Consider the following 18,390-nt stretch of genomic DNA (forward strand, 5'->3'; position numbering starts at 1 on the left):
AACGTTATTTTACATCTTAATATTAGGAATTACAATAATTAATTTAGGGTTTACCGTGAGGTGGTGTAAATGGAAGAAGAAACTATAAACGTTCCTACATGCTCTGTTTGTAATGAACCCTGCATGTGGACATTGAAAATGCCATTAACTATTACTCATTTTGATAAAACATATATCCGTGAAGTAAATACGGATAAAGCTCATATATGCATTGAGTGTTTAGAGAAGGAAGTGCAAGCAATTGGATAAGGGGGCAGGTGTTATGTAATTATGGCCAGACAACGAAGTCCAGACCGTAACAAAGCGTATGAGATATTTAAAGAACATAATGGTAATATTACGAATCGTAAAATTGCTGAATTGTTGTCTACATCCGAACGAACTGTTAATGAAAAAACAGTAGGTGGATGGAAAACAAAAGATAAATGGATGCAGCAATTAAATGGAGTACTTCATAAAAATGAACGGAGTACTCCAAAGAAAGAAACGGAGTACTCCAAAAAGAAACCAGGAGCACCCAAAGGTAATAAGAATGCTGTAAACAATCGTGGTGGAGCTAAAAAGGGTAATAAAAATGCTGTCGGTAATTCTGGTGGTTCTGCTCCACTGCGTAATGGTAATGCTGCTACACATGGTTTATATAGAAAGTATTTACCAAAAGAATTATATGATTTGAAAGAAGAATTAGAGGAAGCGATTAACAACGATCCATTATCGATTTTGTGGGAAAGTATAATGCTGCAGCACGCTCAAATCATTCATGCTCAACGTATTATGTTTGTTAATAATAAAGAGGACATGACAAAGGAACTAAGAAAGAAAAAACTTAGTGAAAGCGGATTTGAAGAAGAGTGGGAAATTCAATTTGCTTGGGATAAACAAGCGAGTTTCTTAAATGCTCAATCTAAGGCCCTTTCTACTTTGTCTGCTCTTATTAGAGATTTTGACAGATTAGCAAATATAGATGATGAGCGACGCGCTAAACTTGAATTTATACAGGTTCAAATTGATAAGATTAAATCCACTAATAATGATGATAATAATATTGAGCCAGTTATCATTGTAGATAATATCAGTGGTGATTTAAATGTCTAAAAAACAAATAGCCGATATACTTCCGCCAGCATTTCATCAAGTTTGGTTAGCCCGTAAATGCGAATCGATATTAAAAATTGTTTGTAAGGGCGGTCGTGGTTCGGGTAAATCTACTGATATATCCATTTGTATCGTTATGGACCTTATTCAGTTTCCTATTACGGTTCTTTGCATACGTAAAGTAAAGGATACAATAAGGGAATCCTGCTACGAGCAAATAAAAGAAGCGATAGAGCTATTAGGTGTAGAGCATTTATTTCGTTTTAAAGAAAGTCCAATGGAAATCATTTATAAACCACGTGGGAATAAAATCATATTCCGTGGTGCTGATGATCCTGCAAAAATCAAATCTATAAAAATAGCGAAGTATCCAGTTGCTATTGCATGGTTTGAAGAGTTGGCCGAATTTAAATTAGAAGAAGATGTTTCTACAATAGAGAAGTCTATTTTGCGTAAAGAATTACCGAATGGACTGCGATACAAAATGTATTATTCATATAATCCGCCAAAGAGAAAACAGTCCTGGGTTAATAAGAAGTTTGAAACGCAATTCAAGCCAAAGAATACATTTGTACATCATAGTACATATCATGATAATCCTCATATTTCTAAGCAGTTCGTGGAAGAAGCAGAAGAAACAAAAAGGCTTAAACCACAGCAATATGAACATGAATATGAAGGGAAACCGACAGGCAGTGGCGTTGTTCCATTTAGTAACCTTAAATTCAGACGTATTACAGATGAAGAAATCAAATCATTTGATAATATACGTCAAGGGATTGACTGGGGTTATGGGAATGACGCACTGTCTTTTGGTCGTATGCATTATGATAAAACGCGCAGAAAGCTTTATATATTCGGTGAAATACATGGAGTTAAAATCAGTAACCGCTCATTAGCTGAAAAGATTAAACAACTTGGTTGGGATGATGTCGAGATAATTGCGGATTCATCGGAACCAAAATCAATTGATGAAATGAAAAATGATCATGGTATTAAGAGAATCAAGGGAGCAGTTAAAGGCCCTGGCTCTGTTGAATACGGGGAAAAATGGTTAGACGATTTAGAAGAAATTATAATTGACCCCGAACGTTGTCCAAAAACTGCAGGTGAATTTGAAAATATTGATTATGAAGTTGATAAAGATGGTAATCCCAAAAATAGATTACAAGATAAAGATAATCATAGTATCGACATGACCCGTTATGCATGTGAGGACGATATGAGTAAACGTAAAGTAGTTATGGGTGGAAAGGTGAAAAGAGTGTAGTCGGACATTTATTGTTCGGCTATTTCTTTTGCTCTTTATTAATAGAAGAAAGGAGGACATACAAACGATATGAGCGATAAGAAAACAATTAAGAATGTAAAAGTATTTGGTATTAATAAAGCAGCGGATGATCCGAAGAATAAGGAAGACAACAGCAAGCAAATGGCAGTTGATCCATTCGCTCAAATATATGGTGATAAGGGATTAGTTAAACCTCCTTATGATATGGCGGTATTGCTGGAAATAAAGGAAAGTAATCCTATTCATTCTGCTTGTATTAGCGCAAAAGTCGATGATATTGCGGGTGTCGGTTTCGACTTTGCTCCTTTTGAAGAAGTGAAAGAAGCTGCAAGCCAGGAGCAATATAAAAAGTTAAAGGAATTCATGCGGAATTGTAATCCAGAAATGACAAGCTCCGAAATCATAAGAGCTGTATGGGACGATTACGAAACAGTTGGCTGGGGCATTATTGAAGTTGTTCGTAATAACAAAGGTGAACCGTCAAAACTATACCATATTCCAGCTCATACAGTTCGTGCTCATAAAGATAAAGTTCGCTTTGCTCAAATCGTAAGTAACAAAGAACGATGGTTTAAAAAGTTCGGTTATCCAGATGATTATAGCCTTGTTGATGGTCAACCTTTAGGAGCAGAAGACATTGCAGAAAACGGAACAGAAAAAGCCGGGGAAGTAATTGTTATTCGCAAATTCGGTTCTCGTTCTTCTTATTATGGGATACCTAATTACGTTAGTTCTATTGGCTCAATAGTTGGCTCTCAAGCAGTGCGAGATTACAATATTAACTTTTTTACGGGCAAGACTATTCCAGATGCTCTGCTATTTATTGAGGGAATCGATGAGATAGATGAGGGAACGGAAAATGAATTAAAAGCGTTCTTCTCTGCAGAAACAAAGGGAGAACATCATAAGTTGGCCGTAGTTCCTGTTCCACCAGGAGCAAAAGCTAGATTGGAAAAAGTCAGCCCTGATGTAAAAGAAGGTAGTTTCCGTTTGTATAAGCAGGATAGCGCAATGGAGATATGTGTGGCCCATCGTGTACCACCTTATCGTATCGGTTGGGCTATGACAGGTTCATTAGGACAAACAACTGCTAAAGAAATGAATGAGATGTACAAGCGTTCTATTATTGAACCTGGCCAAGAAATATTAGAACATCGATTAAACAATCAATTGTTCCGTGTATTTTCTGAAATGCTAGGTGGTTTAGATTGGCATTTTAAATTAAATGAAATCGATACGGATGATCGTGAAGCAGATTTGAAATATGCAAAAGACAGTTATGAGGGTGGAATATTAAAACTGAATGAGTCCCGTAAAGTGGTAGGTTATGAACCTGTACCGGAAGGGGATAAATTCTTTGATGGTAAAACAGAATCTTCTCCGCCTGAACCAATTGCAAAAGCTGCAGATAACGAGCAAGATAACTTAATTGCTATTAATGCATTTAGGGAAAAGCATGAAGAAATAGAGAAAGCTATGCAAAAAAAGGTAGCTGATTTTTTTCCGAGCAGGGAAAACGGCTCTTAAACCTGCTTCCCGTAATCCGTATTAATAAAGCAGATGAAGAGATTGATGTTGTAATTGCAGAAGCGGAAGTTGATGAATTTCTGGATAGTGTGGATTGGGATGAAGAACGACAAATGTTTGTTGATGAAGTCACGGACACACTACAGGATGATGTTACAGAGTTTGTACAAAGTACCATTGCATCAAATGGTTTAACCTGGATGGTATTAGATCCAATTGGTGACGTTGCTGCAAAATGGGTTGCTGCTTATGCATTTGAATTAGCAAAAGGAATCCATGAAACCACTAAAGATAGATTAAGAGAGACAATGTTAAAGAATCTTAGTGAGGGAATGGGTGTTGATGCATTAAGTGTTTCTATTGCAGATGTGATGTCAGAAGCAAGTAACTATAGAGCAATGATGATTGCACGCACAGAAACAACATATGCAATGAATTACGGCAATTTAATCGCTTATAAGGGTGCAAATAGAAACAAGAAAACATGGCTTACAGGCAACGATGAGCGTGTTTGTAAAGAATGTGGTGGTTTACATGGGGAAACGGTAGATATTGATGATTTATTTAGTAATGGAAAGATGTGTCCGCCAGCTCATCCTCATTGTCGCTGCACCATGATTTCAGAAGAGTAATATAATACACCTATTTGATTGGGGTTTCATCGTCAAAACGTATACGGCTTTAAATTGGCTGCTATGCGTTTTGACAGTGGAACCCCAATATTTATAGGGAAGGAGGTAAAACAATGGGTTACGAACTAAAAAACGCCAATATTAGTTATGTTTCATTGGTTACAAAGGGCGCTAACGGTCGTCAATTCGCCATTATGAAGAGTGCATCTGCTAAACAACCAAATATATCAAAGCAAGTTCCAATCCTTAAAACAGAGGAAGAGAAACAGCTTGTTACGGGTGTGGTATATGAACCAGATGTAGAAGATTCGCACGGAGACACAATGACCGCAGAGGAAATTGAAAAGGCTGCATATACCTTTATGGATAATTACCAACACATCGATAAACAACACGATGAAATCGCTGGTAAAGGGACAGTAGTTGAAAACTGGATTGCTAAAAGTGATATGACAGTAGGCGAACAAGAAGTAAAAGCAGGAACATGGCTCATGACTGTACGTGTCGATGATGTAGACACATGGGAAGAAATTAAAAAGGGCGAAGTTACTGGTTTTTCTATGGGTGGATTTGGTGAGCGTGTAGAAATCGCAAAAGCAGATGATCTTACTCATGAAGAGAAAGGTATTATTCGTAAAATGGTCGGTTTCTTCAAAGGTGAGAAACACGAGATTAAAAAGGGCGAAGTTAAAGATTGTTTTGTAGATGAAAGACAGAATCGTGATTTACGTGCTGTTTTTAATTTGTTCGAAGATGTGTTCTATTGGGAAGTTTGGGAGAACAATCCCGATATCGATCGGATGACAGCTGCTCTTGATGATATGAAGGAAATCCTTTCTTCTATTAAAGGCGGTTATACCATTGCGAAATCCGAAGACAGTGTACAAGCAGAAAACATTGTATTAGAAAATATTAAAAAAGCTGGGAAAGTTTTATCCCAAAAGAATCATGCGAAATTAGATGAAGCATTAGCTTTAATTAGTGAAATAAAAGAAGCTGCTTTACCAGAGGGGGAAGAAGAAATGAAAGTAGAAGATATTGCAGAGATTGTTAAACAAGCAGTAGAACCACTAGCTACTAAGTTAGAGAAGATTGAAAAGAAGGTGAATGGTGAAGAAGTAGAACCGACGCCGGAAGAGCAAACAGAGGAAGAGAAAGTTGCGGCAGTTATCAATAAAGCGCTAGAACCATTTGCTGAACGTCTTGGGAATATCGAAAATGCTGCTTCTATTCGTAAAGGCTTAGATCCAGATGAAGAAGTTACACCAGGACAACAACCAATTAAAAAATCTAAATGGGCAGGATTAAACCTGTAAGGGGAGGATTATCACTATGACAATGACTAACACGGAATTATTAGCTCATATGCAAAGAATTGCAAAAAGCACAATGACGACAGGAGGAACAGCCGCTGGGCTATTAAATCCAGAACAAAGTAAGGAATTCTTCCGAATGGCATTCGATACAACACCATTCTCACAATTACACCGTAAAGAACTGCGTAAAGCAAAACAGGGTGAATTAGATAAAATCGCAATTGGCGGCCGTATCTTACGTAAGAAAACGGAAAATAGTGATGATAATTATCGCGCAGGTGTTCAAACTTCTAAAATTGAGTACAATACAAAGGCTATTCGCTTACCTTGGGAGATTACAGAAGAATTACTCCGTGAAAATATTGAAGGTGAAGGCTATGAAGATACTGTAATGGCTCTTATGTCTACTCAATTAGGTATCGATTTAGAGGATTTACATTGGAATGGTGATACAGAGTCTTCAGACGGAATGTTATCTATCAATGATGGATGGTTGAAAAAAATCCAGAAATCGAAAGAATCTCATATTGTCGATCACACTAAGTTAGTAACTGGTACAGGTGAAGCAGCGGCAGCGAATGGATTTGGAAAAGGTTCTATCTTCGCTTTATCCGGTGCAATGCCAAATAAATATAAAAACAGCAATTTACGTTGGATTATGTCTCCAAGCCGTAGAGAGAAATGGATTGAGTATTTAACAAATCGTCCTACTGGCGCTGGTGATGCTGCGTTACTTGGAGCAGGAGATCAAGTTAATAAACCAATGGGATACGGAATTGTTACGGTTCCATCTTTAGAAGACGATGTTATTATTCTTGCAGATCCAAAAAACTTCATTGCAGTTAATACATACGACACTCGTGTTCGTAAAACTACAGAAGGTAAAACTGCAGTAATGGAAGATAAACGATTCTATGTAATTCATTTTGACGATGATGCTGTTATTCAAGAAATGGATGCAGTAGCAATCCTAACAAATATTCCGGATACGTTTGGAGCTTAATATCCAGGCGTATTTTTTTATGGGAACAAACCCTTTGTTATCAGGGTTTTGAATGTATACTTTTTTAATATTTTCTTGTTTTTAATTGAAAACTAGATAGAACCAATAAAAACAATAATTCGAATGTAAACTTTCATGTAATAGTTTACATTCGTGAAAGGGGTGTTAACCATGAAAGTAGTTACGCTGCGATACGGTGGCACTTACACCGCTTATGGACAAAAGTTTAAGAATGGCCAAGAGGAAACAGTTTCAAATGATAAAGCTGATTACCTTGTAAGTACTGGACATTTTGAACTTGTAAAAGAAGTCGATAAGAAGGAGAAAGAAACATAATGGATATTACCATGCAGGACATTAAAGACCGCGTAAATGTGCATAAGATGCCTGATACAGTTGTTCAAGAACTGATAGATTACTATACGGTTATTACTAAAAAGTATTTAAGAGTAAAGCCGGAGAACCCAATGAAAGAAATCATCCATACTAGTAAACTAGCTTGGCTTTCTTTTCCTGCTGAATCTATAGCAAAAGTAACTCATGTTAGTTCAAAACAAGATATGACCGATTCTATTACTGTAAATGGCCGTATTGTTTATGGTTTATCCGAAAATCAATTATATGAATTCGAATATAAGATACAAGATTACGATGATCTGCAGGTACTTATGAAGAAATGCATTATCGATTTGGTTGTTTCTGCAGTAGGTCGTGCTAAATTACAACGGAAAGGTATGAAGACATCCGAAAGTATAGGGGATTATTCGTACCAGATTAGCCCAGAAGCGCTAGACGAACCTGCTACAAATAATAAGATACTTAATGGTTTAAAAGCGTTTAGAGCAAGAGTTAAGCCAGTGATGGCCACATGAGCATGTACTTTGACGATGGTGATATGGATGATTTATATATTCATGAAGTAGTTGTAAAACGAAAAGAGAGAAAGAAACAATCCTCTGGCAATTATGCAGAAATAGAAGGGGAAATTTACGAGAATATGATTTGCCGTGTAACTACTAATTCTGCTGCTGATAATGAGAGATTTAAACGTGATAAACAAAATTTCGATACAATCTTTAAGATATATGCACCTGCTTCTTACAAGATTAAGCCGAATGATCGTATCTTTTTCAAAGATGATGATTTAGGCGTTGATTATACATTTGAAGTAAAAGGAGAACCACGTAATCCTGCGTTTATGAATCATCACATTGAGATTTATTGTGAAAAGGTGTGATTCTATATGTCTAGTTCAGTAGAAGTTGAGTTCTCAAGCAATATGGAGCAAGTAAAGACGCATATTAACGCTATGTGTGTTGAAAAAGTAACAGCAGCAACTATTCATTTGCAAAATCAAGTTAAAAAGAATCTCACAGGTAGCCGTAGCGGTAAACAATACAAGATACCTCATACCAGTCGTAAGTATACTGCTTCTAAACCAGGTGAAGCTCCTGCTGTTCGTACTGGTGACTTATTAAACTCTATTAAGTACAACATTAAAAGGTCGCAATCAGAGGTATTGGGCGCAGTAGGAAGTGACTTAAAAAAAGCAATATGGCTTGAAACTGGTACGAGTAATATAGAAGCCCGTCCATTTCTGGTTAAAACGTTTGAAAAAGAGCGCAGAGAACTGAAAAGGCAAATGGGAGGGTAATTGTATGTCTAATGCTATTGCAGCTATTAGAAAGCTTGTTGAGAGTGATGAAATAATAAAGACAAATCTATCGGAATATGGTGAAGGTGAAGATAAAGGCCCTGCTCTTACATTCCAAACTGCACAAGATGATATGGAAATGCCTTATGTAGTTATGAGAATTGAAGCAGATAATCCGGATGATGTTGAAATTATAGATCGTATGATTCTAAATTTCGATGTGTATTGTGATAACGGAGATTATGATAAGGCGAAGTTAATTGCTACACGTATTGAGAAGTTACTAGATAGGGAAGTTGGTTTAAAAGATGATGGGATACTTTCTATACATCGTGCAGGTAAACTGCCAGTACCGGATGAAGACCCATCTATCATTCATATAAATGCGAAATTTCTTGTCCGAACGATTCGAACGGACTTGTATTAGGGGGTAGAACGAATGAGCTGGAAATTAATTAACGGTGTCCGTGAAGGGACAACTGATAATTTTGTAATCGGCCCTGGTGTCATGTACAAAGACTTTAAAAGCGTAAAAGATTTAGGAACAATGGTCGGAGCAACTACAGGCGGAACCAAAGTAGGTTTTGATCGTGAGTACTATGATGCAGATATTGATGGTGTATTAGGTAAGATGGTGCGCGGCAAGTGGTTATTAAAAGATGAACCGCATGTAGAACTTACATTAGTAGAGTTTACAAAAGAAAACCTGCAGTTAGCTTTACCTGGGATGACGGTAGATAGCACAACAGTAGAGGGTTACGATGTTTTAACGCCTTCAAATGAAATTCCGGATTCAAGTTACCATGATATTGCTTTGATTGGGATGGTTTCAGGAAGCGACTTGCCAATTATTTTCGTTATTCGAAATGCATTGGTAGTATCATCTATTGAAGTTGATTTGAAAGATGGAAAAGGAACGGTTGGATTGAAATGCAAGTTCATTGGTCATTACAGTGAATCTGCACCAAATACACCGCCTTATGAAATCTATTTACCAAAGAAAAAGAAAACAGCAGCACTTAAAGCGCCGGCTACCGCATAAATGGTAGTCGGTTTTCTATTATATAAAACTAGCTAAAAGCTAAAAGGAGAGAACGGAATGACATCTATTTTAGAAAAAATGATGAATACAGGTACAGAAATTACAATTTCAGGTGTAAAAGTGACGATGCGACGATTAAATGTAACGGATGTTTGGCGATTCGCTAAAATTATTTCGAAGGTTGGACGCAGCGCAATGGCAAATTTTGCTGATTTCGGTAAGGATAAGCAAGAAATGGATGAACTAACTAAAGTAGCTGAATCTCTTCCGGAAGAAGAAAAGCAAGCGCAATTAGCTGCACTTAAAGAGAAGCAGCAGCAAAAAGGATTCGAATTCGCTTTCCGTGTTTTAACAATGATTCCTGCTTGTGAAGATGATTTTACAGAGTTCTTTGCTAGTTTATTAAAAGTAAAAGCAGATGAGTTTCGTCAATTCCCTCCTGAAGCAATGGTTGCTGTTATACAGGGATTATTAGAAAGTGAAGACCTAATGACTTTTTTCAACCAGGTCAAGGGACTAGTGAAAGTTCAGAGCGAGAAATGGAGCAAATCAGCAGTGATTCCAGCAGCGGCTCCGAAACTAGCTTAAACGAAAATTCAGATGAATATTTAGAGGGAGCCGAACAAAACATGTTACGTGCTTTCGATAAAATCCAAAAGCGGTATGGATGGACAGATGAATACGTCTTATCTATACCGTATTCGCGTTTAATGGACCTATTTTCTTTAATTGCACAAGAAGAGCAGCAAGAAGAATTAAACGAGTGGAAGAAGATGGCGTTCATTGGTTTTCAAACTCGTCAACTTGAAGAGGGTACTACTTTTGATGATTATCTAAAAGCCTTTGGACTAACTGATAACCAGGATGATAAGGAATCATCTTATGAAATGGGTGAAGTATGGAGCAAAGAAGAGTGTGAAGCACATGTTGAGCAAATTATGGCTCAATTCCAGGAAGACGACGATGAAGAATAAAATGGTTATCGGCCCCAGAAAAGGGGGTGCATAAATGTTAGCTGAAATGTTCCAACTGTTCGGAACGATTGGTATTAAAGCAGACGGCGCTTATAAAGATTTACAACAATTTGAAGATCGAGTACAAAAGACTGCAAACGGAATGCATGATAAGTTCCAAAAAGCAGGGGAATCCATTAGTCATGTAGGTAACAAAATGAAAGATGTTGGTACTAACATGACTGCTGGTGTTTCACTACCTTTAGCTGGTATTGGTGCTGCAGCTGTTAAAGTAGCTTCTGACTTTGATGCTTCTAATAGAAAATTAGAATCTACACTTGGTTTATCAAAAGAAGCTACAAAAGAGCTGGGTAATGTTGCAAAAGAGACATGGAAAGATGGATTTGGAGAAAGTATTCAAGAAGTTGATGAAGCTGTAATACAAGTAAGTCAAAACATGAAGAATCTTTCTTTCGATGAAATGCAGGGTGCTACACAAAGTGCTATGACTCTTGCAAAAACTTTTGACGCGGATGTTAATGAGGTTACACGAGGGGCCGGACAGCTTATGAACCAGTTCGGGTTAGATGCACAAGAGACATTTGACCTTTTAGCATCTGGTGGACAAGCAGGCTTAAACTTCTCAAACGAAATGTTTGATAACATTTCCGAATACGCGCCTTTATTTAAACAAGCAGGATTTTCTGCAGAAGAGATGTTTACCATTATGGCAAATGGAACGCAAGATGGTTCATACAATCTCGATTACGTAAACGACCTTGTAAAAGAATTCGGTATTCGTGTACAAGATGGATCAAAAGGTGTCACAGAAGCCTTTGCAGAAATGAGTCCAGAAACTCAAAAGGTTTGGGACAATTTTAATAAAGGCAAAGGAACTGCTGCAGATGTATTTAACGCAGTACTTGGCGATTTAGGCAAAATGGACGATAAAGTCAAAGCCAATCAGCTTGGTGTTGCTGTATTCGGTACTAAATGGGAAGACATGGGAGCTGAAGCTGTATTAGGGCTTACTAATGCCGATGGTGCATTACGCGATGTTGACGGCAGTATGAAGAAAATGCAGAAGACACAGCAAGAAGCATTTGGTGTTCGCTGGCAAAAACTCACTCGTACTACAATGGCATCCTTGGAACCGCTAGGCCAAGCAATTCTTGATATTGCAGAAGTTGCTCTTCCTCCCATTATCAAAGCTGTAGAAGTAGCTGCAAAGGCGTTTAGTTCTATTCCAAAACCAATCCAAATTGGTATCGTAGCAATTTTAGGTATGGTTGCAGTATTAGGACCATTAGTCGCCATGATGGGCTTTATGACAAGTGGAGTAGGTGCATTTGTCGGTTCGTTTAGATTTCTTGTACCAGTATTAACAAAGGTTCCTCTGCTGTTTACAGGTATATTAAAAATCGGGCCAAGATTAATAAGTATGTTCGCTATGATAGGAAGAGCAGTAGCTTTCCTAGGTAGCACTGCATTTGCAGGACTTTTAAAAGTAGGGCCTAAACTTATTGGTATGTTTGATGCAATAGGTAGAGCGCTCGCTATACTTGGTAGATCTGCAATGACACTACTCATGAATCCCTGGACAATTGCCATACTTGCTATTGTTGGATTAGTTTATTTGATTTACAAAAATTGGGATTCCGTTGTTAAATATACGAAACAAGCCGTTAAATGGATGGGTGACGCATGTTCTAAGGGGTGGGACGCAACCGTAAAAGGTGCAAAATCCGCTTGGTCCGGTTTATCTAAATTCTGTTCTGGATTTTGGGAAGGAACGAAAAAAGTCTTCCATGCTTCTGTATCATTTATAGGAAAAATGCTCGAAGCAGCCTGGCGCGGTATAGCTGCAGTTATAAAGTTTTACATTAATTTCTGGAAAAAAGCATTCGAGCTTGGGTGGATTGCTATAAAATTCATTTTTAATGCCGCTTTAAATATCTTAAAAAGCGTTGTTAAATTCGCCTTAGAAGTTATTAAAAATGTAATCTCATTTTATATAAAAGCATACCAAACGATTTTTAGAGTTGGGTGGAATATCATTAAAACGATATTTACAACTGTCCTTAACTTTTTGAAATCGTTTATTCGTGCTGCATTTGAATTTATAAAAAATGTGATTTCAACAGCGATGAATGTTATAAAAACTATAATTTCTGCAGCCTGGAATTTTATAAAAACAGTATTTGTTACTGTATTGAATTTCATTAAAACCACTGTTCAAAATGCATTCAACTTTATTAAAAATATAATCATTACCGTAATGACTGCGATTAAGAATTTCATTCAAGCAGCCTGGAATTTTATTAAAGATACAATCATTGCAACAGTTCGAGCCTTTGTTAATTTCGTAGTTGATAATTTTAATAGACTTAAAAATACTATTTTTAGTGTTGTTGGAGCTATTAAAGATTTCATAGTAAGTAGCTTTACTGCAATTAAGAAAGCTATTACGGGAGCTTTTACAGGTATTGTAGATATCGTAAAAGATGTATTTAGCAAAGTAGGATCTATTGTAAAAAATGTAGCAAAAGAAGCAGTTAGCTGGGGAAAAGACATCATTGCTGGTATCGGTGAAGGTATGGCTGCAATGGGTGGCTGGATAGCTGATAAAGCAAAAGGCGTAGTTAGCGGAATTCCAAAAGCAGTTAAGAAGTTCTTTGGTATTCGAAGTCCTTCACGCCTAATGATGGAATTTGGTGGATTTATTACAGAAGGTCTAGGTGTAGGTATGGAAAACATGATCCCTGCAGTAGATAGAGCTTCTGAACTACTAAATAAAGCTGTTGTTCCACCTAAACCAATGAAACTAGTAACCGATGTATCTACTCAAATCGGACAAATGGGAGCACGCTCTGCTGATTTAATTGGTAAGACAGCACATCCATATGCTGGACAAACCCACGTTGAGAAGAAAACGGATAAGGGTGTAACAATTCAAAATGCTACATTTAGAGTCGCTGTTGAAAAATTACAATCTGCAGATGACTTTGTAAAAATGAGAAAGCTGCTACAAAACGTAGTTGCTGATGATCTAATGGGAATGGCGGTGCGAAATGTATGAGTGTATTAAAAACATTGCATAGAAAAGCAGGTTCGTATTACCTCTTTGAAGAGATAGTAGAATTAAAAAACACAATACAATATACCATTACTTTTGGATGGCCAGGGACATATAACTTTCATTTTATGTCCCAAGTTCCTATTGGTTCTGATGGCATGCTGCCGAATAAATACTTTATTGTTCGGGTAAATGGTATTGAACGGTTTAGAGCAAGAGGGCCTTACGCTTGGGAAGCACGAGAAATATTTGTTGGTGCAGGGCCGCAAACAATTGAATTTACAACAATAGGCTATGGTGCTTCTGATGTAGCCTATGTAAGCCAAGCTTCTTATCATGCATTTGGGTATGTTCCTAACATTGCAATGATTGAGCAAACAAAGATGCCAAAGTCATTAGACGGCTTAAAAACTCACAATGTTATGCATGGATATCCGCGTTTTCAAAGTGCTGGTAATAAAGGATGCGAAGTAGAATTCACTCTGCTATTTAGAGATATAAAATATTGGCGTGATTTCATGAGGGAAATATATCGTACTCATATTATCACTGGTGATTACGGTACATACGGGGGTATTATCCCGCCTAACGAAGTAGATACAATAAGAAAAGGCACATTAGTAATAGCGAAATGCAAATTAATATCTACAGCACAAGCAGGAGTTGGAGTTGATGGCATATGAGGGAAGGTTCTGTATCTTTAATTAGAATGTTGGGGAGTCATTTCCAATTAGGAAATAACTCCCCTAATTTAATTGTTTTTATGAAAAAAAGGGACTCTTCTTCTTACGTCCAAATTCAACACCGTGTAACGGGTTTAGAAGTCCAGGAGAACGCAGACCAATTCGCAAGTACATTTACTATTACCTTTGCAAATGAATACGGTCAAATGGCTCCTGATAATTGGTATGGTAAGTTTTCCTCTATTCAAGAATGGTTTTATAACAGTGAAGTAACAAATACAAATCAACTGTATCCACAAACAGAATTTAAGGTATCTATTGGCTACGGTGAAGAGGTTTTACCTTATATACATGGTTTGGTATCTGATGTGAAGGTAAATGCCGAAAGTGGTACTATTTCAGTCACTTGTACAACATCTTATAAGAAACTTCTACATAAATCAGTAATCCCAACACCTGGATCGGATGAAATTGTCGCACCAACTGGAAATGTTTATGATGTTGTGAAATTCTTCTTCCAAAAAGCAGGGGTTGTCTTACATGGTAGTCCCGTAAACATACCTGGTACCAATCAAAGTTGGCTTGTTGAAGGTGCTACTGGAAAGAGGTTTCAAAAATGGGATGAAATTGTCCGAGATATTATAGATACAACATTCCACTATATTAAACATGAACCAGATGGAAGTTGTACGTTTATGAAAATGCCGGACTATGCCATTAACGAGCCTGCAAAATTTAACTTTAATGAAGGTGAGAACCTCATTTCATTAGATATGCAGCTAACCGATCAGGATATCAGTAATAGTATTGTTGTTAAATGTGGAGATTACGCAAACGGATTTCTTAATTCGTTTTTATTAAAAAATGTATCGCAAGGGGATTTGCGTGAGGAACTGATAGAAGTTCCTTGGGCTACAACATTCTTTGCAAGAAGAGCAGTAGCTGCAGCTTATCATTTAAAGGCAATCCAGAAGTTTAGGACATTAACGGTAGCGGTAGTTGGTGATCCAAGGATTCAATTGTTTGATGTAATTTCTGTTTACAACCGAGATTCTGGCCAACAATGGAATTATTTCGTGAAAGGTATTAATACTATGATTTCAGCAGATGATGGTTTCTATCAAACTTTAGATTTAACAGTTAACTATGGATACGAACCTACTCCTTATACAGACATAAGCGGAATCACAGTAAACGTAGATACCTTACGGTTAAAACTTTGGGATTATGATTATGAAGATGGTGACGTAATAAATATTTACGCCAATGATAGGTTGATAGAAGAAAATTACCTTATCCGAAACAACCCTACATATGTTGATATCCCGCTCGAATACGGTGTAAATGTAGTTGTATTTGAAGCTGTACGAAATCCTTTAAGGTGGCTTACAGGACGAATGCAAGTGTTAGATACACAGAATAATATTCTATTTGATTATGGTGATATTCCAGATTTAACGTTTGATAGAAAAAACATAGGTCCAGATGGATATTATATTCAACGTCCTGCAAAAACATGGTCTGTCACAAGGGTAAATTAGGGGTGATATGATGATAATGCAAAAGAACTTATATGATCCGATTATGTATTTGATGAAAGGATTAATTGATAGAGAATTTTACAGCGGTGGAAAACCAATGCCTGGCGATGACCCGAATAACGTATTTAAAGAAGGTATGACAGAGGGATATACCCTCATTCGTGATGGTGCTCGTTTATCTGCTGTTGATGGAGATAAATATCTTTATTACGATTTAGTTTTTAACGACAACGGTATGTTAGATAAGGTTATTTTATCCCACAAGATAACAGGAAAGATGATGGAAACACAATTAATATATAATGCACAAAAACAGCTAGAGCGTGTGCAGCCACGCCTTTTAAATAAAGGTAACGGTATGCTCTCTGATTTACCAATTCCCGATGTGTCGTAATGATGCACGGGAATTTTTTAATACATGGAAAAGGGTGAATGCTCTTGTTTGAAACAACCTATTTAGCTGGCGGAAGATTAGATCCACCTTTTCATCCAACAAAAACGGAACCATTCGTACCTGGATTCATTATGGATTCTACATCATATAAAACGGATGAAGTGAAATATGTATTACCTGCAGATATGGAGATTTATGCAATTAGTGTTAGTTCCTCCATGTACGAATTAGATGATAAATGGGATTTAATCGTGAACGGACAAACTGTTTGCCAGGATATCTATACAAAGCGCATCCCCGAAGGTATGCACTTTATGGTTTACAAATCCGTAAAAGCAGGAAGTACAATTACATTCCGATTCCATAATCAAGGCATTCTTGATAAAACGGTATGGTTTGAACTTCACTTTTTAAGATAAAGGAGAGTACTTTATGAGCTTTTCTGTTAACTATATGGCTGGTGGGCGATTTGACGCACCTTACTTCCCTACAAAAACAGAGCCATTTATCCAGGGGCGGAGAATTGGTATTTATGATGGAATGCATGTAGATAAGTTTTCATTACCATTTGAAACCGAAATGATTGCTTTTTCTGTTGCTGCTTCACATTACAGTGATAAGGACTATTGGAACTTATATATTAATGGCCAGCAAGTATTTAAAGAAGTTTATGTAAAAGATGTGCCGGAGGGATTTAATTTCTCCATCGTTAAGCCTATACCTGCCAATGCAGAGTTAAAGTTCGAATACCATAATGTATCTGCAGAGAAAAAAACTGTATGGCTTAATTATCAACTTTTAAAGGATTAGGAGCGTGAAATCTATGGCATATATTGAAAAAATCGTTACAGAAGCAGAATTTCAAAATGAGCTTATAAATTTAATGACTGAAAATGGTTGGAAAAAAGTTAAAACCTTTTATAAATACATTCATAAAGAAAAAGAGCAAGGAAGCAAAAATAACATTACTAAATTGTATAAATATTGGTGTGCAAAACATGTTGTTTTACAAAATTCGGATGGTGGCATGTACGGAATTGTTCAGACCTGGGCTTGGGAGAATAAAATAAAATTGGATATAGATTTATCTACAGATAAAGGAAAAACAGAACTTCAATCTTATCTAGAAAATAACCCAGGATATAAAGATCGCTCTTGTATGTATCTATATATGATCGAACAACTCCCAAATTATAAAGATAACAGTTTAATCACTATGGGCGCTCAAGACGGATATGAAACTAAATCCATAATGGATGTTGAATTAGCTGAGGTTACAGAAGTAAAAAATGAAAACAGAAATCCGACTACTGGTGATATTTATTACACTTATTCTTATGAGTATTCTGATTCTCCGCAACTCATGATGTCACCTTGGGTAAAGTGTACTTTTAGAAATCCAAGATTACAAAATGTAAATGTAGATACAAATTGGTGGCCAGATTCACTAGTTCGTATTACAGGTCAAGTTGATAAAGATAGAGCGGTATTATTAATTCAAGCAGACAGAACACCAGCATTTGAAAATAACGTCGTTCCTGTAATACCGGTATATATGGGCAGGTTAGAAAGTTATGCAGCGGATGATACAATTGCGGATGCTCTATGGGCTGGTAGCGCCTATGATGAAGGCGACGAATCTTCCTCTCATACTTTTGATTATGAAAACCCGAAACCTTTTAGAGATGTATCGAAATATATGCCAAGAACAAAAACATATCCGAAAAGCCCTGGTAACGGTATTGATAATGTAATTATAAAACGTTCCCGATTCGGAGCAAGATATCAAGCCCACTATATTGCGTGGAATGTCCCTAGTAATATGATGCCACCAGATCGTAAAGGAAAAAACGGTGGACAATACCCGTCAGCATGGCAAAGTCATGACAATGATGAATATAAATATCAATTCAATCCATCTTTATATAGTGGTAGAGTACATACTTCACGCGCTTATATCGTTCATCCAGATGAAGGTGTCCGTGGCTACATGCCTTATATCGTTCTCCTATCACCATTAGGATTATTAGATGGCGACAAATTAAAAGTCCGAATAGATACTTGTCCAGACTCTCATGATATTTATCGTTTCTTTACAGTGGATGCAATTTCACCAATTACGAAAATGCCAGCAACTGCATATCGTCCAGCTGGTTTAGGTATATACGAAAAATCAATGTGAT

At 36.9% G+C, this 18,390-nt stretch carries 22 protein-coding genes; all 22 read left to right on the plus strand.

Annotation, left to right across the window (positions count from 1 at the left end; translation table 11 throughout):
* Positions 1-69 precede the first annotated feature (69 nt).
* The 22 genes from NHG49_RS11070 to NHG49_RS11175 all read left to right on the plus strand — a co-directional run bounded on the left by NHG49_RS11070 (position 70) and on the right by NHG49_RS11175 (position 18,389).
* Positions 70-249 carry a hypothetical protein gene (locus NHG49_RS11070; protein ID WP_048563265.1) on the plus strand — a complete coding sequence of 60 codons (180 nt, stop codon included), beginning with the start codon at positions 70-72 and terminating at the stop codon, positions 247-249.
* Between the two features lie 21 nt (positions 250-270).
* Complete coding sequence (terS, locus tag NHG49_RS11075) at positions 271-1,095, plus strand: phage terminase small subunit (protein WP_258125961.1); 825 nt, start codon at positions 271-273, stop codon at positions 1,093-1,095.
* Entirely contained in the window at positions 1,088-2,365 is a 1,278-nt protein-coding gene (locus tag NHG49_RS11080) for a PBSX family phage terminase large subunit (RefSeq protein WP_258125962.1), read from the plus strand. Before terS ends, NHG49_RS11080 begins: the two co-directional genes overlap by 8 nt.
* 69 nt (positions 2,366-2,434) lie before the next feature.
* Positions 2,435-3,913 (plus strand): phage portal protein, encoded by a 1,479-nt coding sequence (locus tag NHG49_RS11085; protein ID WP_258125963.1) that lies wholly within the window; start codon positions 2,435-2,437, stop codon positions 3,911-3,913.
* 113 nt (positions 3,914-4,026) lie between these two features.
* On the plus strand, positions 4,027-4,545 hold the full coding sequence (locus tag NHG49_RS11090) for a phage head morphogenesis protein (protein WP_078186933.1): 519 nt from the start codon (positions 4,027-4,029) through the stop codon (positions 4,543-4,545).
* A 113-nt stretch (positions 4,546-4,658) separates the two neighbouring features.
* Positions 4,659-5,861, plus strand: coding sequence for an XkdF-like putative serine protease domain-containing protein (locus NHG49_RS11095; RefSeq protein ID WP_258125966.1), 1,203 nt, complete (start codon positions 4,659-4,661; stop codon positions 5,859-5,861).
* A 16-nt stretch (positions 5,862-5,877) separates the two neighbouring features.
* Positions 5,878-6,864, plus strand: a complete 987-nt coding sequence (locus NHG49_RS11100; protein ID WP_078183147.1) for a phage major capsid family protein — start codon at positions 5,878-5,880, stop codon at positions 6,862-6,864.
* A gap of 171 nt (positions 6,865-7,035) precedes the next feature.
* Positions 7,036-7,200: a YqbF domain-containing protein gene (locus tag NHG49_RS11105; protein ID WP_000869889.1), complete on the plus strand. Its 165-nt coding sequence runs from the start codon at positions 7,036-7,038 to the stop codon at positions 7,198-7,200.
* Positions 7,200-7,736 (plus strand): hypothetical protein, encoded by a 537-nt coding sequence (locus tag NHG49_RS11110; RefSeq protein ID WP_097815005.1) that lies wholly within the window; start codon positions 7,200-7,202, stop codon positions 7,734-7,736. Before NHG49_RS11105 ends, NHG49_RS11110 begins: the two co-directional genes overlap by 1 nt.
* Positions 7,733-8,101, plus strand: a complete 369-nt coding sequence (locus NHG49_RS11115) for a hypothetical protein (protein WP_258125968.1) — start codon at positions 7,733-7,735, stop codon at positions 8,099-8,101. The genes NHG49_RS11110 and NHG49_RS11115 overlap by 4 nt, the downstream gene beginning before the upstream one ends.
* A 6-nt stretch (positions 8,102-8,107) precedes the next feature.
* Positions 8,108-8,518, plus strand: coding sequence for a phage virion morphogenesis protein (locus NHG49_RS11120; protein WP_000099343.1), 411 nt, complete (start codon positions 8,108-8,110; stop codon positions 8,516-8,518).
* A gap of 4 nt (positions 8,519-8,522) precedes the next feature.
* Positions 8,523-8,945, plus strand: coding sequence for a hypothetical protein (locus NHG49_RS11125; protein WP_097815002.1), 423 nt, complete (start codon positions 8,523-8,525; stop codon positions 8,943-8,945).
* A 12-nt stretch (positions 8,946-8,957) separates the two neighbouring features.
* Positions 8,958-9,560: a hypothetical protein gene (locus NHG49_RS11130; protein ID WP_000118564.1), complete on the plus strand. Its 603-nt coding sequence runs from the start codon at positions 8,958-8,960 to the stop codon at positions 9,558-9,560.
* A gap of 57 nt (positions 9,561-9,617) precedes the next feature.
* Entirely contained in the window at positions 9,618-10,148 is a 531-nt protein-coding gene (locus NHG49_RS11135) for a hypothetical protein (protein ID WP_258125970.1), read from the plus strand.
* Positions 10,100-10,534, plus strand: a complete 435-nt coding sequence (locus NHG49_RS11140) for a hypothetical protein (RefSeq protein ID WP_258125971.1) — start codon at positions 10,100-10,102, stop codon at positions 10,532-10,534. Before NHG49_RS11135 ends, NHG49_RS11140 begins: the two co-directional genes overlap by 49 nt.
* A 34-nt stretch (positions 10,535-10,568) precedes the next feature.
* The gene (locus NHG49_RS11145) at positions 10,569-13,592 is read left to right on the plus strand and encodes a phage tail tape measure protein (RefSeq protein WP_258125972.1); all 3,024 of its coding nucleotides are present in this window, start codon (positions 10,569-10,571) and stop codon (positions 13,590-13,592) included.
* Positions 13,589-14,272, plus strand: a complete 684-nt coding sequence (locus NHG49_RS11150) for a hypothetical protein (protein ID WP_098103072.1) — start codon at positions 13,589-13,591, stop codon at positions 14,270-14,272. The genes NHG49_RS11145 and NHG49_RS11150 overlap by 4 nt, the downstream gene beginning before the upstream one ends.
* Positions 14,269-15,813: a hypothetical protein gene (locus tag NHG49_RS11155; RefSeq protein WP_242289971.1), complete on the plus strand. Its 1,545-nt coding sequence runs from the start codon at positions 14,269-14,271 to the stop codon at positions 15,811-15,813. The genes NHG49_RS11150 and NHG49_RS11155 overlap by 4 nt, the downstream gene beginning before the upstream one ends.
* 10 nt (positions 15,814-15,823) lie before the next feature.
* Positions 15,824-16,207, plus strand: coding sequence for a hypothetical protein (locus NHG49_RS11160; protein ID WP_098251998.1), 384 nt, complete (start codon positions 15,824-15,826; stop codon positions 16,205-16,207).
* A gap of 44 nt (positions 16,208-16,251) precedes the next feature.
* Positions 16,252-16,626 (plus strand): hypothetical protein, encoded by a 375-nt coding sequence (locus NHG49_RS11165; protein ID WP_000464285.1) that lies wholly within the window; start codon positions 16,252-16,254, stop codon positions 16,624-16,626.
* Between the two features lie 13 nt (positions 16,627-16,639).
* Positions 16,640-17,017 (plus strand): Low copy number virion structural protein, encoded by a 378-nt coding sequence (locus NHG49_RS11170; RefSeq protein WP_258125976.1) that lies wholly within the window; start codon positions 16,640-16,642, stop codon positions 17,015-17,017.
* A 13-nt stretch (positions 17,018-17,030) separates the two neighbouring features.
* A complete protein-coding gene (locus tag NHG49_RS11175; RefSeq protein ID WP_088609091.1) occupies positions 17,031-18,389 on the plus strand; it encodes a hypothetical protein in 1,359 nt (452 codons plus the stop codon).
* Position 18,390: the final 1 nt, after the last annotated feature.

Origin of the sequence: Bacillus sp. IBL03825 (assembly GCF_024712505.1) — a bacterium.
Lineage (GTDB): Bacteria > Bacillota > Bacilli > Bacillales > Bacillaceae_G > Bacillus_A > Bacillus_A wiedmannii.